This window comes from Pseudomonas sp. FBCC-B1667, from assembly GCF_059133255.1.
Genome location: NZ_CP101437.1, coordinates 2,092,301 through 2,108,297 on the forward strand (window position 1 = coordinate 2,092,301; position 15,997 = coordinate 2,108,297).

The window sequence follows — 15,997 nt, forward strand, 5'->3', positions numbered from 1 at the left end:
GGCCGCTCATTACGGGCCGATCAAATCAGATCGTGAGTGAGCGCGAGGGTGGCGAAGTTGTCCGCCATGATCGCCATTTCGGTCTGCTGAACATGCTCGGCACTCAGTACGCCGCCCTTGTAAGGCAAGTCTCGCGTGGCGCAGGCGTCTTCCACCAAGGTGCAACGGAAACCCAGGTTCTTGGCGGCACGCACCGTGGTGCTGACGCTGGAATGGCTCATGAAACCGCAGACGATCAGGTCAAGGGCGCCAAGGTCTTCCAGGCGTTTTGCCAGTTCGGTGCCGTGGAACGCGCTCGGCAGCAATTTACCGAGGATGGTTTCGTCGCCCTGTGGCTCAAGGCCGGGGATGAACTCTCCGCGCTCGCCTTGTGGATCGAACAGCCCGCCGACAGTACCGAGATGGCGTACATGCACGATGGGACGGCCGGCCGCGCGGGCAGCCGCCAGCAATTGTTTGATGTTCGCGACGGCAGCGTCCATGCCGCTCAGGGCCAGCGGACCGCTGAGGTATTCCTTCTGGGCATCGATGATGACAAGGGTCGCATGGCTCAGATTGGCTGCTGCGTAACCGCGGCCACTGAGTTGAAACATCGTTTTTGGAACGGACATTCTGGGGCTCCTTGGAGTGGGGCTTTTGCGACATTGTCCTCTGGCTGAGCGGTTCTGTGAATCGCTACTATCGTAGGCGCCGTCATTACTGGCTTACAGCCTTGTCAAGAGGGGGGTTTTGTTCAATAGCCAGCGGAAAAAAGGGATCGATCCTACATTCGGTCCGGGGTTTTTCCTGCGTCGTCGTGGCGCGTTTTGGCTGTTAGAATCGCCAGTCGTTTTTTCTGGAGTTTGCCGCCGTGATCACTTCCCGCCTCCGTACCCTGCGTGACCATATCCGTTGGGCCGTCAGCCGCTTCCATGGGGAGGATCTGTTTTTCGGCCATGGGACCGACAACGCCTGGGACGAAGCCCGTCAACTGGTGTTGGGTGCGTTGCACCTGCCGTGGGAAATCGCCGACAGCTACCTCGACTGTGCGCTGGAAGATGATGAACTGGTCAATCTGCAGCGCCTGCTCAAGCGCCGCATCGAAGAACGCATTCCGACCGCTTACCTGTTGGGCGAAGCGTGGTTCTGCGGCATGTCCTTCATCGTCGACGACCGCGTGCTGATCCCGCGTTCACCGATTGGTGAGCTGATCGAAAAGCGCTTCGAGCCCTGGTTGGGCGCCGAGCCTGCACGCATTCTCGACCTGTGTACCGGTTCCGGTTGCATTGGCATTGCCTGCGCCTATGAGTTCCAGAACGCCGAAGTGGTGCTGGCCGATCTGTCGTTTGAAGCGCTGGAAGTGGCCAATCAGAACATCGAGCGTCACGGTGTTGATGAGCGCGTGTACACGGTTCAGGGTGATGGCTTTGAGGGTTTACCGGGTCAACGTTTCGACTTGATCGTATCGAACCCGCCCTACGTCGATGCGGAAGATTTCGCCGATATGCCGGACGAGTATCAGCACGAACCGGAACTGGGCCTGGCCTGTGGCGATGACGGTTTGAACCTGGTGCGCCGCATGCTGGCGGAAGCGGCGGATCATCTGACCGAGAAGGGCTTGCTGATTGTCGAAGTGGGCAACAGCCAGGTTCACGTCGACGCGCTGTACCCGGAAGTCGATTTTGCCTGGCTCGATTTCGAGCGGGGCGGGCATGGGGTGTTCATGTTGTCTGCTGAGCAGTGCCGCGACCATCAGGCACTGTTCGCTTCTCGCGTCTGACTTTAGAACGCTATCGCGAGCAAGCTCGCTGCCACAGGTTCGGTGTGCGTCACGACATAAACCCTGTGGGAGCGAGCTTGCTCGCGATGGCCGCGCCTCGGTCCTGAAGCCTTACCGGTGCGTAGCAATCCAGATCAACAACCCGGCCTGAAACACCGCAAACGCCACCAGACACGTAATGGTAAAGCGCAACCCGGCGTCTTCACGCCTGTACTTGCTGACCTTTTCTTCGTGCGTCTTCAGCTTCACTTCCTGCTCGGCCAGGTTCTGCTCGGCCTGCTGAAGCATCTGCGCCGCTTCGAGAATTTCCACCAGTTGCAGCTTTTCAGTGTTCCATTCGCCTGACAGGTCACCGACCTGTACGTCTTTCACGCTGCCCTTCAAATGCTGGGCATCGGCGTACACCACCTCAAAACCATGGGCCTTGAGGAAGTGATCACGGCGCAGGCGGGTGTCTTCGTTCAGCGCATCCTTGTTGTTCAGATCCATACCGTCGACGGTGTAACCGGACCAGCGCTTCTTCGCCCAAGTGATGCCTTGAGCGGCCATGAAGCGGCCGATGCCACGGTTCATCGGTTCAATCTGCAGTCCACTGTCGGGTCCGAAGTGCACACGTCTGGTGGTGTGATCGACCCACACGTCGAGGTGATTCTGTTCTTTACGCACGCGCTGGGCGGGCAGCGTGATGCTCATGCGCATCAGGCTCTGCTCCTTGCTGTTGCGTTCGGCATAACCGAATTCGACAAAGCGCAGCGGTCGCCCGCCGGTGTTGCGGTCGGTTTTCAGCGGCGCCAGACGGAGCATCTTGTGGTGCTCGACGTGGACGTCCGCCCACGGCAGCTCAACCACTGGTGGTGCGTCTTTTTCAGCGGTGGTGTCGGGTGAAGTCTGGGTATCAGTCATAACGGCGAGATCCTGTCCAAGCCCTGCCGCCAGCCATTGCGCTGGCGACAAAGGCTTATCGGCCGTTTTTGGCAGGACTGGAGGGTCGACAGCGCTTAACTGGGGCGAAGTCCGTCAATAAACCCGAGGATGCGTGTCCCAAGCTCGGCCGCCAGTGGCAATTGCGGGTCTTTATACGAGGCCAATTGCCGTTTGACGTCGTTGGGCACGATGCGCATGACGTGGTTCATGCCGTCGATCAGCGCCAGCTCGGCGTCCGGTTTGGCGGCCTTCAGCAGCCTGGCGTCACCGACACCGACTTGAATGTCGTTGCTGCCCTGAATGATCAGCGCCGGCATCTTCAATTTGGCGAACGCTGCCGCCGGGTCCTGACGGAACAATGAAATGAGGTACGGCTGCACACTCGGGCGGAAAATCGTCTGAAGGGGAGGCGGCACGTTGTCGTCGGTGTGGCCGGCCTTGAGGCTGTCGAGCAGTTCATTGCTGCGCTGCATCAGCGCCGGAGGCAGTTGATTGCTCAATTGCTGACGCAACACCTGATCGACCGGGCGCGCGCTGCCGGACAGCGAGATGACTGCCGCGGCGTCCACACTCGGCGCCGCCAGGGTGGCAATCAAGGCGCCTTCGCTGTGGCCGAGCAGAATCAGCGGGCCGAAACGCGGATCACTTTTCAGCTTCTGTCCCCAGGCTTCCGCATCGGCTACATAGGCCTCTACCGATAGATTGCGTTCGTCCGGCGTGGCGGCAAGGCTGGCTGCCACACCGCGTTTGTCGTAACGCACGCTGGCGATATTGTGTTTGGCCAGCACCCAGGCCAGCCGTTTGAGGCTGTCATTGCGTCCGCCGTCAGTGTTATTGCCGTCACGATCCGTAGGACCGGAGCCGGAAATGATCAGGACGACCGGTACAGGATTGTCGGATTTTGGCAGCAACAGCGAGCCGAAAAGCTCTCCGGTGCCGGTATCCAGCGTAATAGGTCGTTGCAGGACGGTGGCCTGCACGTAGCCGGTAAACAAGGTCAGGCTCAAGGCTAAAACTCGCAGCATCATCACGCCATCATTCACAAAGGTGCCGGTTGGACTCGCAGGCACCCATAAGGTTCGAGGATGAACTACTTGGGTAGCCTGCGTATACTGGCGCGTTATGTATTCAGGTTCTATTTCACGGAGCGTCCTGCATGTCCGGCAATACCTACGGCAAGCTGTTCACTGTCACCACCGCGGGCGAAAGCCATGGTCCGGCGTTGGTCGCCATTGTCGACGGCTGCCCGCCGGGGCTGGAGATTTCCCTTGAGGATTTGCAGCGTGATCTGGACCGCCGCAAGCCCGGCACCAGCCGTCACACCACGCAACGCCAAGAAGCCGATGAAGTCGAAATCCTCTCCGGCGTATTCGAAGGGCGCACCACCGGTTGCTCCATTGGCCTGCTGATCCGCAACACCGATCAGAAGTCCAAGGATTACTCGGCGATCAAGGATCTGTTCCGCCCGGCCCACGCCGACTACACCTATCACCATAAATACGGTGAGCGCGACTACCGTGGCGGCGGTCGCAGTTCGGCGCGGGAAACGGCCATGCGCGTAGCGGCTGGCGCGATTGCCAAGAAATACCTGGCCACCCAAGGCATCGTCATTCGCGGCTACATGAGCCAGCTCGGCCCGATTGAAATCCCGTTCAAGACCTGGGACTCGGTGGAAGAGAACGCCTTCTTCAGCCCTGACCCGGACAAAGTCCCGGAGCTGGAAGCCTATATGGACCAGTTGCGTCGCGACCAGGATTCGGTCGGCGCGAAAATCACCGTCGTCGCTGAAGGCGTGATGCCGGGCCTCGGCGAGCCGATTTTCGACCGCCTCGATGCCGAGCTGGCCCACGCGCTGATGAGCATCAACGCGGTGAAAGGCGTGGAAATCGGCGCCGGTTTCGCCAGCGTCGCCCAGCGCGGCACCGAGCACCGCGATGAAATGACCCCGGAAGGTTTCCTCAGCAACAATGCCGGCGGCATTCTCGGTGGCATTTCGTCCGGTCAGCCGATTGTTGCGCACCTGGCGTTGAAGCCGACGTCGAGCATCACCACGCCGGGCCGTTCCATCGACATTCATGGCAACCCGGTGGACGTCATCACCAAGGGCCGTCACGACCCGTGCGTCGGCATCCGCGCGACGCCCATCGCTGAAGCGATGATGGCCATCGTGCTGATGGATCACCTGTTGCGTCACCGTGGGCAGAACGCCGATGTGCGCGTGAGCACCCCGGTGCTGGGTCAGCTTTAATGGCTGACTTCAACGCCGCTGCGGTCTGAAGAACGTGGCGGCGCTCCCGTACTGGCGGCTCTCCAGTTTCTATCTGTTCTATTTCGCCTTGCTCGGTTCGACAGCGCCTTTTCTGGCGCTGTACTTCGATCACCTGGGATTTTCCAGTGCTCGCATCGGCGAACTGGTGGCGATCCCGATGCTGATGCGCTGCGTCGCCCCGAACATCTGGGGTTGGCTGGGTGATTACACCGGCCGGCGCCTGGCCATCGTGCGCTTCGGTGCGGTGTGTACGCTGCTGACGTTTTCGCTGATTTTCGTCAGCAAGACCTACGCCTGGCTGGCGATGGTCATGGCGTTGCATGCGTTTTTCTGGCACGCGGTGTTGCCGCAGTTCGAAGTGATCACCCTGGCGCACCTCAAGGGCCAGACCTCGCGCTATAGCCAGATTCGGCTCTGGGGTTCCATCGGTTTCATCATCACTGTGGTGTTGCTGGGCCGATTGTTCGAATGGCTCAGTCTCGACATCTATCCGGTGGCGTTGGTGTTGATCATGGCCGGGATTGTCGTCAGCAGCCTGTGGGTGCCGAACGCACAACCGGTTCAAGGCCTTCGTGAAGCGGGGGACGGGTTTCTCAAACAACTGCGCAGCCCCGGCGTGCTGGCGTTTTATGCCTGTGTGGCGCTGATGCAGATGAGCCACGGCCCGTATTACACGTTTTTGACCTTGCACCTTGAGCGTTTGGGCTACAGCCGTGGTGTGATCGGCATGCTCTGGGCGGTCGGCGTGGTTGCTGAAGTGCTGATGTTCCTGGCCATGAGCAAAATCCTCGTACGCTTCTCGGTGCGCCGGGTACTGCTGGCGAGTTTCCTGTTGGCGGCGTTGCGTTGGCTGTTGCTCGGTTCGTTTGCCGAATATCTCTGGGTATTGCTGTTTGCCCAAGTGCTGCACGCGGCCACGTTCGGCAGCTTTCACGCCGCTGCCATCCAGTTCGTGCAACGTAGTTTCGGCGCACGCCAGCAAGGGCAGGGCCAGGCGCTTTATGCCGCACTGGCCGGCACGGGCGGCGCATTGGGCGCATTGTATTCCGGCTACAGCTGGAATGCCCTCGGCGCCCCGTTGACCTTTAGTATTGCAAGCCTCGCAGCCTTGGCGGCTGCCATTATCATTGCCACACGACTGCAAGAGGACAGGCCATGAGCCTTACCCGTGAACACCTCGCCCAGGAAATCATCGACGCCGGGCGTTTTCTGTATGGCCGCGGTTGGTCACCGGCCACCAGCAGCAACTACTCGACGCGCCTGTCGCCGAGCGAAGCGCTGCTGACGGTGTCCGGCAAGCACAAAGGACAGTTGGGGCTCGACGATGTGCTCGCCACCGATTTGTCGGGCAACAGCCTGGAACCGGGCAAAAAGCCGTCCGCCGAAACCCTGCTGCACACCCAGCTCTACAGCTGGCGCGCGGAAATCGGCGCGGTGCTGCACACCCATTCGGTGAACGCCACGGTGCTGTCGCGCCTCACGCCAGAAGACTTCATCGAGTTCGAAGACTACGAACTGCAAAAAGCTTTCACCGGCGTGTCGACCCACGAGTCGCGGGTGCGAGTGCCGATTTTCGACAACGATCAGGACATTGCGCGCCTCGCCGCCAAGGTGCAGCCTTGGCTGGACGCCCATCCCGATTGCGTCGGCTACCTGATTCGCGGCCATGGCCTCTACACCTGGGGCGCGCGCATGAGCGATGCGCTGCGGCAGATCGAGGCCTTTGAATTTTTGTTCGAGTGCGAGTTGAAGATGCGCGCGCTCTTTAACCGTAAAGCATGAACCGTTAAGGAGTTGCCCTGATGAGCAGCCTGTCCGTTTACCACGTCTCAAGCCCTGACCTGCCGAACAAGGTCCTGACCCATTTCGAAGACATCGCCTCGACCCTGGCCGAGAAAGGCGTGCGTTTCGACCGCTGGCAAGCGGCGGCGAAAATCCAGCCCGGCGCGAGTCAGGAAGAAGTGATCGCCGCGTATCAGGAACAGATCGACAAACTGATGACCGAGCGCGGTTACATCACCGTCGACGTCATCAGCCTGAACAGCGATCACCCGCAAAAAGCCGAACTGCGCGCCAAGTTCCTCGACGAACACCGTCATGGCGAAGACGAAGTGCGGTTTTTCGTGGCGGGTCGTGGACTGTTTACCCTGCACATCGACGATTACGTCTACGCGGTGCTCTGCGAAAAGAACGATCTGATCTCGGTGCCGGCCGGCACGCCGCACTGGTTTGACATGGGCGAGCATCCGCATTTTGTCGCGATCCGCCTGTTCAACAACCCTGAAGGCTGGGTGGCCAACTTCACCGGCGAAGACATCGCCAGCCGCTTCCCGCGTCTTGAGGACTGAACCGATGCCGATCAAAGCGATTCTCACCGACATCGAAGGCACCACCAGCGCGGTGAGTTTTGTGTTCGACGTGCTGTTTCCCTACGCCGCCAAACACCTGCCGGAGTTTGTCCGTCAGCACGCCGCGCGCGCCGATGTGGCGGAGCAACTGTCGGCCGTGCGCCGCGACAGCGCCGAGTTGGACGCCGACGTTGAGCGGGTGATCGCCATCCTCTTGAGCTGGATCGCCGAAGACCGCAAAGCCACGCCGCTCAAAGCGTTGCAAGGCATGGTCTGGGAGCAGGGTTATCAGGCGGGGCAGTTGAAGGGCCACGTTTACCCGGATGCGGTTGACGCGCTCAAGCGCTGGCATCAGCAAGGTTATCAACTGTTTGTGTATTCGTCGGGCTCGATCCAGGCGCAAAAACTGATTTTCGGCTGTTCGGAAGCGGGGGATTTGTCGCCACTGTTCAGCGGCTATTTCGACACCACGTCGGGGCCCAAGCGGGAAGCGCAGTCTTACGAACGCATCACTCAGGTTATCGGGCTTGAGCCGGCGCAGATTCTGTTTCTATCCGATATCGTCGAGGAGCTGAACGCTGCGCGCACGGCCGGGATGGCGACCTGCGGGTTGGCACGAGAGGGCGGGGAATTGGCGGGGCATCTGACCGTCGACAGTTTCGCGCGAATCAATCCCTCCACTTTCTGAAACCCAAACACATTACCTGTTGGAGTGAGCCTGCTCGCTCGTACAGGGATTTTGCTATGCCAGAAACAACTCAGGCCGTGAAGCGAAAGCTCACGGCCTGTTTGTTTTAAGCGCGGCAACGATTTACGCCGTGTGATAAGTCGGCAAGGCAAATCGTTGCTGGCTTTGCAGCATGGAGATCTGCGGCAGTTCACTCGCCTGTTCGGCAAGGTCACGGCGAATTGCACTGATTACCCACGTCAACTGATCGCCAGCGTGCAATTGCTGGTAGGAAATCGAACGCTTGAACACCCGGCCTTCGCTGCTGCGCAGGGTCAGGAGAATCCCGCCGTCAGGGCGGGCCTGGGTGGTGACTTCGAAGTTGGAGAACAGGGAGGAAAATTTTTCTTGAATCAGGCTCATGTCTATCAGCTCCGTTTGCACGTGATTGGCAAGCATGGAGAGGTAGTTGCAGCGATTGTGCCAGTATTTAAAATCAATAAAATCGTTATAAATCAATAAGATAAACTTTTATCTTGTTTTTGCTTTCGTGCAATCTGCATGAATGGCCATCGTGCATCCTGCATTTTGAAAGATGTTGCTGATTCGATGGAACCAATCCGCACGTCGAGGTTCAGGGTCCGTTTGTGCGGGCTTTGGATACAAAACATTGCAAAAACCGCGTGTACAGTCCAAGAACCGCTGACGTATTTTCGAGCTCATGGAACGCCGCCCGACAATAAAAAAATCAGCGGGAGCACGCATGAAACGCAGGCTGAACGACACGATTACCTGGGGCATGATGCTCCGCAAACTGCCGACGATCGCCAGAGCCATTCCCCGCGTGGTGAAAGGCCTGAAAGTCGCCAACGTCAAGGATCCGACCCAACCGTGTGGCCTGGGCTGGTGTTTTGAACAGGCGACGTTACGCAATCCCGATGGCCCCGCGTTATTGCAGGGTGACGTGACGCTGACCTATACGCAGGTCAATCAATGGGCGAACCGTATTGCTCATCATCTGACGGCCCAAGGCATCGGCAAGGGTGACGTGGTCGCGGTCTTCATTGAGAACCGTCCGGAGTTACTGGTGACGATTCTGGCGGTGGCCAAGGTCGGCGCAATCAGTGCCTTGCTCAATACCTCGCAGACCCGCGATACCCTCGCGCACAGCCTGAACCTGGTGGCCCCGGTGGCGATCATTGTCGGCGGTGAGCTGGTTCCGGCGTTTACCCAGGTCCGCGAACGGGTGTCCATCGCGCCGGCGCGAACCTGGTTCGTCGCCGATCAAGATACCTACAACCAGCCGGGCATTGCGCCCGACGGCTTCGTCAACCTGATGACAGCCAGTGCCGACGCGGTCGACGGCAATCCAGCCAGCAGCCAGCAGGTTTTCTTCGACGATCCTTGTTTCTATATCTACACCTCGGGCACCACCGGATTGCCCAAGGCTGGCGTTTTCAAACACGGACGCTGGATGCGCAGCTCCGCCAGTTTCGGCCTGATCGCCTTGGACATGCAGCCCCACGACATCGTCTATTGCACCTTGCCGCTGTACCACGCCACCGGGCTCTGCGTGTGCTGGGGCTCGGCCATCAGCGGCGCCTCGGGGTTTGCCATCCGCCGCAAGTTCAGCGCCAGTCAGTTCTGGAATGACGTGCGCAAGTACCGCGCGACCACCCTCGGTTACGTCGGCGAGCTGTGCCGCTATCTGGTGGATCAACCAACCAATCCCGACGACAGTCAGCACGGTGTGACAAAGATGATTGGCAACGGTTTGCGACCCGGCGCGTGGGACGCCTTCAAGACCCGCTTTGGCGTCGAGCATATCTGTGAACTGTATGCGGCCAGCGACGGCAATATCGGCTTCACCAACATTCTCAACTTTGACCACACCATCGGATTCTCGCTGATGGCCTGGGAATTGGTGGCCTACGATCACGACAGCGGTCAGCCGATTCGCGATGCCAAGGGTTTCATGAACAAAGTGGCCAAGGGCGCACAGGGTTTGTTACTGGCGAGAATCGACGACAAGGCGCCGCTGGACGGCTACACCGATCCGCAAAAGACCGAAAAAGTCGTGCTGCATGACGTGTTCAAGAAGGGCGATCGTTACTTCAACACCGGAGACCTGCTGCGCAACATTGGTTTCGGCCATGCGCAATTCGTCGACCGCTTGGGCGACACCTACCGCTGGAAGGGCGAGAACGTCTCGACCACGGAAGTGGAAAACATCCTCCTGCAACACCCGCATATCGCGGAAGCCGTGGCGTATGGCGTCGAAGTCCACAACACCAATGGACGTGCCGGCATGGCCGCGATTACTCCGGCCGAATCCCTGGCCACCCTGGACTTCAGCGAACTGCTGGATTTCGCTCGCCAGCAAATGCCGGCCTATGCCGTGCCGCTGTTTTTGCGGGTGAAGGTGAAAATGGAAACCACCGGGACCTTCAAATACCAGAAAACCCGGCTCAAGGACGAAGCCTTCGACCCCGGCAAAACTGGCGATGACCCGATCTACGCCTGGCTGCCCGGCACCCAGACCTACGTGCAGGTCACCGAGCAGGTGCTGGCGGATATTCACGGCGGCAAGTACCGCTATTGAATGTGCCTATGGCGGCTTTTGAGAAAAAACAAGTGACAGCCTGGGGGCTGCTCTGGAAACTGTCGGCTTTGCGAATAACCGAACAGGGAGCCCCCGATGTCCGACCAAAGCCGCCAGATGACCCCCGAAGAAGCCGCTGAATTTGCCGAACAGGTATTCAACAAGGCGCGCGAGGGCGATGCGGCCATGATGGCTGCGCTGCTGACCAAAGGCCTGCCGCCCAACCTGCGTAACCACAAGGGCGACACCCTGCTGATGCTGGCCGCCTACCATGGCCACGTGGATACGGTGAAAGTCCTGCTCGAACACAAGGCCGATCCGGAAATCCGCAATGACAACGGCCAAAGCCCGATTGCCGGTGCCGCGTTCAAGGGCGACCTGGCGGTGGTCAAGGCCTTGGTCGAGGGCGGGGCGCAAGTGGAAGGTTCATCGTTTGATGGCCGGACCGCGCTGATGATGGCGGCGATGTTCAACCGCGTCGAAATCGTCGACTACCTGATCAGCAAAGGTGCCGATCCGAAAGCCAAGGACGCCAACGGCGTGTCGGCCCTCGATGCCGCTAAAACCCTCGGCGCCACCGACACCATCGCCCAGCTGGAAAAACTGCTCGGCTGACCCTTTGTGGCGGGGGGGCAGCCCCTCGCCACAGGCCTTACCCTGCTCGGTAACTTCCTCCGAATGCGCTATCCTTCGCGCCCTCAACATTCATTCGCTACAGGATCCACCTCATGAAAGCCGCACTCGTCGAACTCATCAGCAAAATCAGCTCCGGGTGCATGAGCGATGACGAAATCCTCAAAGTCGCTGACGAAGCGGCTCAGGCCTACGCCGATCCTCAGGCTTTCCTGACGGCCAACCCGGATATCAACTACGACGACACGTTCCCGATGCCCTTGGGTGAATGGGTGGTGGTCGGCAGTCTGCCGGAGACGGTGCTGTTTCAGGCCGATACCTATATGGACCTGTTCGCCCAGATCGTCGCCTCGTTCGGCCCCGGCGTTGATTTCAATATCAAACCCAAGCAACTGGCCAAGACCGAGGCCCTGACCGCGCTCAACCGCATTCAGGTGCAAATGGGCAGCATGAACAAGGAAAACGGCGGTTACACGCTGATGAATTTCAGCCAGTTGCTCGACGACGAACTGCAAGTGGTGCTGGTCTACGGCAACGACGTGCCCCGCGTGGTGAAGTTGTGCGCCGAAATCGGCATCGCCGCTGCGCCGTCGCTGGAAGCGCTGAAGATTGCAATTCACGTATAAAAAGCGGAACCCTCGCAAGGCCCGGCTATCCTAAGGGTGCACATCATTCTTAGGGAGCGTCACCATGGGTTCTACGTTCAATAGCCTGGTCGCCTTGATCATTTTCGTACTGGATATCTGGGCCATCATCAACGTGCTCAAAAGTGGCGCCACCACCGGGATGAAAATCCTCTGGGTGCTGTTGATCGCGTTCCTGCCGGTCTTGGGCCTGATCATCTGGGCCATTGCGGGGCCACGGGGCAATGCCCGCATCTGATGCGTCCTCGCAACCGACACTGAACCTGTGGGAGCGTGGCTTGCCCGCGATGAATTCGCTGCGGTCCACCTGACAGACCGAGACGTCCGCATCGCAGGCAAGTCGAGACGTCGCACCGCAGCTCCCACAGAGGAATGTGTCGCCTCATCAAGTGAGGTTCGACCTGTCATCTTCCGCGACGTAGAATGCGCGCCTTTCCCGGTTGATCGAGCTGCTCGATTGGCCATCATGGGCGGGTAACCGTCCGTTGCCACCCGCATTCATCGGAGCACTTCCCATGAGCAATACCCCTACCAGCGAATACCTGGAAACCCTCTACGAAGGTTACGGCCAGCGCTTTCGCATGGAAAAACTGCTGCACGAAGTGCGCACCGAACACCAGCACCTGGTGATTTTCGAAAACCCGCGCATGGGCCGGGTGATGGCACTGGACGGCGTGATCCAGACCACCGAAGCCGACGAATTCATCTACCACGAAATGCTCACCCACGTGCCGATCCTGGCGCACGGCAGCGCCAAGCGCGTGTTGATCATCGGCGGCGGCGACGGCGGCATGCTGCGTGAAGTGGCCAAGCACCGCAGCATCGAACACATCACCATGGTCGAGATCGACGGCACCGTGGTCGACATGTGCAAGGAGTTCCTGCCGAACCACTCCAAAGGGGCGTTCGAGGATCCTCGCCTGAACCTGGTGATCGACGACGGTATGCGCTTCGTCGCCACCACCACTGAAAAGTTCGACGTGATCATTTCCGACTCCACCGACCCGATCGGTCCGGGTGAAGTACTGTTCTCGGAAAACTTTTATCAGGCCTGCCGTCGCTGCCTGAACGAGGGCGGCATTCTGGTAACCCAGAACGGCACGCCGTTCATGCAGATCGAAGAAGTGAAAACCACCGCCGGGCGTCTGCGCAGCCTGTTCCCGGACTGGCACTTCTATCAGGCGGCCGTGCCGACCTACATCGGCGGCTCGATGACGTTCGCCTGGGGCGCGACCAATACCGCTTATCGCAAACTGTCCCGTGACACCCTGCAACAGCGTTTCGCCGGCAGCGGCATCATCACTCGCTACTACAATCCAGAGATTCACATCGGCGCCTTCGCCTTGCCGCAATACGTGCTGCAAGCGGTGAACAAGCCAAGTAACGACTAAAGGTTGTACCCAACCCCAATGTGGGAGCGGGCTTGCTCGCTCCCACAAGGGGTATGTTTTTCCTGTCAGAACAACGCAATCCGTTTGAACGATCAATCAGCGCAAAAGTCCAGATGCATGTAAGCCCATCCATGGGTTTTATCGAGGAGGCACTGATGCAAAAGTGGAAAATCACTTTCGTCGATGATCATGGTGAAACAGTCGATGAAGTCTTTGAGTGCGACGAGTGCCCGGATAATGAGCACGCCGCCAAACTCATCAAGGCCCGACTCCTGCCTGTCGCCGCCGAACTGGATCTGAACGATCTGGAAGGGCGAACCCCCGATGCGAGCGTCAAAAGTCTCAAAGCCCAGAACAGTATTCAAATCCTCGGCATCACGCCAATCTGAACCTCTCCTGTCTCATTCTCATCCAGGCCTTGGCAGCGGCTCTCTCTTGAGGCTACTCTGCAATCGAGATCAGCGAATGGATCGCTAAGGTCTGGTCTTGTCAGCTACATGCTTGCTTCCCACCGGCAACGAAGTTGCCGCATCGCTCGCACCACTCGGTTGCGCGTGCCGGGAATACGGAAAGTCTATCCATCACTATGAGGGGGACGTTTCATGAGCACAGCCTATCAAGAAGACATCAGCAGCTCGGTGCTGCGCCGCATGAAAGAAGGCGGTTTCGACTTTTCAAGATTCCACCCCATCGAGTTCTACGCCATTTTCCCCGACGAGGAGCGGGCCCGCAGAGCAGCAGGTCATTACCGTGGTGAATCCCTGAATGCGCAAATCAGCGTGCGCGACGACGGCGCATGGGCGCTCGAACTGAGCAAAGTGATGTATGCCACTTACGATGACATCGGCGATTTCGAGCAAGGCTTTGAGGCGGTGGTCGAGCCTCTGGGTGGAATCATCGAAGGATGGGGCGTCAAGCAGGAGGTACGAGGGCTACTCGCATAATCCTATGAACAGTGACACGCACTAACGGCTGACCTTCGGGTTGGCCGTTTTGGTTTTCAGTGGGCGTAAAACACGTCCGGCAAAACCCTGAAACAAGAATCCGGGGCAAAAAAAACCGCCTGAGCAGGCGGCTAAAGGGAAGTTCGGGCTGATTTTCCAGCGAATGCGCGAATTATCCGCACCGGTGGCCGGGCAGTGAAATCAACTCTGACTATGCTGGTGATAGGCGACACGGTCGCCTTGCAATGATGCGGGGGCTGTCAGGTTGGGACGTTTGCTGCACAGGAATGGTGCGATGTAAACGGGGCGATTATCCAACCGATTGATATCAAAGCGTTTCTGCCGATGGCACGGGCCTTGCGAAGCCTAGATGTCCGGGTGACAAGGAGTACGGCATGATCCGCACCTATTTTGATGAAATGTACGATGCCGGCGGCCAGGTCCGCCCGCATTATCGGGAGTTTGCCCGTTGGCTGGCCGAAACGCCTGACGAGCTTTTGGCACAACGGCGACGCGAGGCCGATCTGTTATTTCATCGCGCCGGGATAACCTTCACGCTCTACGGAGACGAACAGGGGACAGAGCGCCTGATTCCTTTCGACACCATCCCTCGCAGCATTCCTGCCAGCGAGTGGCGGGTTGTCGAGCGCGGCTGCATTCAGCGGGTCAAGGCACTGAACATGTTTCTTGCCGACCTCTATCACGAGCAGCGCATCATCAAGGCCGGCATCATCCCGGCCGAGCAAGTGCTGGCCAACGAGCAATACCAGTTGGCGATGCAAGGGCTGGATCTGCACCGCGATATCTATTCGCATATCTCTGGCGTCGATCTGGTGCGCGACGGTGACGGCACGTATTACGTGCTCGAAGACAACCTACGGACACCGAGCGGTGTGAGCTACATGCTCGAAGACCGCAAGATGATGATGCGTCTGTTCCCCGAACTGTTTGCGGCACAGCGCATTGCCCCCATCGATCACTATCCGAATTTGCTTCTGGATACCCTGAAAAGCTCCAGCCCGATCGACAACCCGAGCGTGGTGGTGCTGACCCCAGGTCGTTTTAACAGCGCATTTTTCGAGCATGCCTTTCTGGCTCGGGAGATGGGGGTTGAGCTGGTGGAGGGGGCGGACTTGTTCGTGCGCGATGACAAAGTGTTCATGCGCACCACGGACGGGCCTAAAGCCGTCGACGTGATCTACCGTCGCCTCGACGACGCGTTCCTCGATCCGCTGGCGTTCAATCCGGACTCGATGCTGGGCGTTCCGGGGCTATTGTCGTCGTACCGTTCTGGCAATGTCGTGCTGGCGAATGCCATCGGCACCGGAGTGGCGGACGACAAGTCGGTGTACCCGTTTGTCACGGACATGATCCGTTTTTACCTCGACGAAGAACCGATCCTGAAGAACGTGCCGACCTTCCAGTGCCGTAATCCTTCTGAACTGTCCCACGTGCTGGCCAATCTTCCGGATCTGGTGGTCAAGGAAACACAAGGCTCCGGCGGTTACGGAATGCTGGTGGGGCCGGCGGCGACGGCGGCGGAAATCGAGTCGTTCCGCGCACGGATCAAAGCCAAGCCGCACGCGTACATCGCGCAACCGACGTTGTCCCTGTCGACCTGTCCGACCTTTGTCGAAAATGGCATTGCGCCACGCCATATCGACCTGCGTCCGTTTGTATTGTCTGGCCGCGAAACCCGGGTTGTGCCCGGCGGTTTGACCCGCGTCGCCCTGCGTGAAGGCTCTCTGGTGGTGAATTCCTCCCAGGGTGGCGGAACCAAGGACACCTGGGTGGTCGAGGATTGAAGGAAGCCTGC

General features: G+C 59.0%; 18 protein-coding genes. 14 read left to right on the top strand and 4 right to left on the bottom strand.

Annotated features, from left to right (window positions below):
- Positions 1-20: 20 nt before the first annotated feature.
- Positions 21-611 (bottom strand): cysteine hydrolase family protein, encoded by a 591-nt coding sequence (locus tag NL116_RS09370; protein ID WP_494376920.1) that lies wholly within the window; start codon positions 609-611, stop codon positions 21-23.
- A 239-nt stretch (positions 612-850) separates the two neighbouring features.
- Here NL116_RS09370 and prmB point away from each other — a divergent pair, with 239 nt between their 5' ends.
- Positions 851-1,759 (top strand): 50S ribosomal protein L3 N(5)-glutamine methyltransferase, encoded by a 909-nt coding sequence (prmB, locus tag NL116_RS09375; protein WP_494376921.1) that lies wholly within the window; start codon positions 851-853, stop codon positions 1,757-1,759.
- A 111-nt stretch (positions 1,760-1,870) separates the two neighbouring features.
- On the opposite strand, the gene NL116_RS09380 is transcribed toward prmB, so the two are convergent.
- Positions 1,871-2,662, bottom strand: coding sequence for a hypothetical protein (locus NL116_RS09380; RefSeq protein ID WP_494376922.1), 792 nt, complete (start codon positions 2,660-2,662; stop codon positions 1,871-1,873).
- A 95-nt stretch (positions 2,663-2,757) separates the two neighbouring features.
- Positions 2,758-3,711, bottom strand: coding sequence for an alpha/beta hydrolase (locus NL116_RS09385; RefSeq protein ID WP_494376923.1), 954 nt, complete (start codon positions 3,709-3,711; stop codon positions 2,758-2,760).
- Positions 3,712-3,839: 128 nt separating this feature from the next.
- Here NL116_RS09385 and aroC point away from each other — a divergent pair, with 128 nt between their 5' ends.
- Genes aroC through mtnC form a run of 5 tightly spaced genes read left to right on the top strand, consistent with a single transcriptional unit; the run spans position 3,840 to position 7,988 of the window.
- A complete protein-coding gene (aroC, locus tag NL116_RS09390; protein ID WP_007914036.1) occupies positions 3,840-4,931 on the top strand; it encodes a chorismate synthase in 1,092 nt (363 codons plus the stop codon).
- 34 nt (positions 4,932-4,965) lie between these two features.
- Complete coding sequence (locus NL116_RS09395; RefSeq protein ID WP_494376924.1) at positions 4,966-6,111, top strand: MFS transporter; 1,146 nt, start codon at positions 4,966-4,968, stop codon at positions 6,109-6,111.
- Positions 6,108-6,734 carry a methylthioribulose 1-phosphate dehydratase gene (locus NL116_RS09400; RefSeq protein ID WP_494376925.1) on the top strand — a complete coding sequence of 209 codons (627 nt, stop codon included), beginning with the start codon at positions 6,108-6,110 and terminating at the stop codon, positions 6,732-6,734. Before NL116_RS09395 ends, NL116_RS09400 begins: the two co-directional genes overlap by 4 nt.
- 20 nt (positions 6,735-6,754) lie before the next feature.
- The gene (locus NL116_RS09405) at positions 6,755-7,300 is read left to right on the top strand and encodes a 1,2-dihydroxy-3-keto-5-methylthiopentene dioxygenase (protein ID WP_494376926.1); all 546 of its coding nucleotides are present in this window, start codon (positions 6,755-6,757) and stop codon (positions 7,298-7,300) included.
- A gap of 4 nt (positions 7,301-7,304) precedes the next feature.
- On the top strand, positions 7,305-7,988 hold the full coding sequence (gene mtnC, locus NL116_RS09410; RefSeq protein ID WP_494376927.1) for an acireductone synthase: 684 nt from the start codon (positions 7,305-7,307) through the stop codon (positions 7,986-7,988).
- Positions 7,989-8,111: 123 nt separating this feature from the next.
- Here the strand turns inward: mtnC and NL116_RS09415 are convergent, their stop codons facing one another.
- Positions 8,112-8,390, bottom strand: a complete 279-nt coding sequence (locus NL116_RS09415; protein WP_494376928.1) for a DUF3509 domain-containing protein — start codon at positions 8,388-8,390, stop codon at positions 8,112-8,114.
- 340 nt (positions 8,391-8,730) lie between these two features.
- On the opposite strand from NL116_RS09415, the gene NL116_RS09420 reads away from it, so the two are divergent.
- The 8 genes from NL116_RS09420 (at position 8,731) to NL116_RS09455 (ending at position 15,986) form a co-directional block, all read left to right on the top strand.
- Complete coding sequence (locus tag NL116_RS09420; RefSeq protein WP_494376929.1) at positions 8,731-10,569, top strand: long-chain-acyl-CoA synthetase; 1,839 nt, start codon at positions 8,731-8,733, stop codon at positions 10,567-10,569.
- A 96-nt stretch (positions 10,570-10,665) separates the two neighbouring features.
- The gene (locus NL116_RS09425) at positions 10,666-11,184 is read left to right on the top strand and encodes an ankyrin repeat domain-containing protein (protein ID WP_494376930.1); all 519 of its coding nucleotides are present in this window, start codon (positions 10,666-10,668) and stop codon (positions 11,182-11,184) included.
- Positions 11,185-11,297: 113 nt separating this feature from the next.
- On the top strand, positions 11,298-11,828 hold the full coding sequence (locus NL116_RS09430; RefSeq protein ID WP_494376931.1) for a hypothetical protein: 531 nt from the start codon (positions 11,298-11,300) through the stop codon (positions 11,826-11,828).
- Positions 11,829-11,892: 64 nt separating this feature from the next.
- Entirely contained in the window at positions 11,893-12,084 is a 192-nt protein-coding gene (locus NL116_RS09435) for a PLDc N-terminal domain-containing protein (protein ID WP_494376932.1), read from the top strand.
- Between the two features lie 277 nt (positions 12,085-12,361).
- The gene (speE, locus tag NL116_RS09440) at positions 12,362-13,237 is read left to right on the top strand and encodes a polyamine aminopropyltransferase (protein WP_494376933.1); all 876 of its coding nucleotides are present in this window, start codon (positions 12,362-12,364) and stop codon (positions 13,235-13,237) included.
- Between the two features lie 155 nt (positions 13,238-13,392).
- A complete protein-coding gene (locus NL116_RS09445; protein WP_494376934.1) occupies positions 13,393-13,626 on the top strand; it encodes a hypothetical protein in 234 nt (77 codons plus the stop codon).
- Positions 13,627-13,839: 213 nt separating this feature from the next.
- Positions 13,840-14,181 carry a ribonuclease E inhibitor RraB gene (locus tag NL116_RS09450; RefSeq protein ID WP_027922513.1) on the top strand — a complete coding sequence of 114 codons (342 nt, stop codon included), beginning with the start codon at positions 13,840-13,842 and terminating at the stop codon, positions 14,179-14,181.
- Positions 14,182-14,576: 395 nt separating this feature from the next.
- The gene (locus tag NL116_RS09455; protein ID WP_027922514.1) at positions 14,577-15,986 is read left to right on the top strand and encodes a circularly permuted type 2 ATP-grasp protein; all 1,410 of its coding nucleotides are present in this window, start codon (positions 14,577-14,579) and stop codon (positions 15,984-15,986) included.
- Positions 15,987-15,997: the final 11 nt, after the last annotated feature.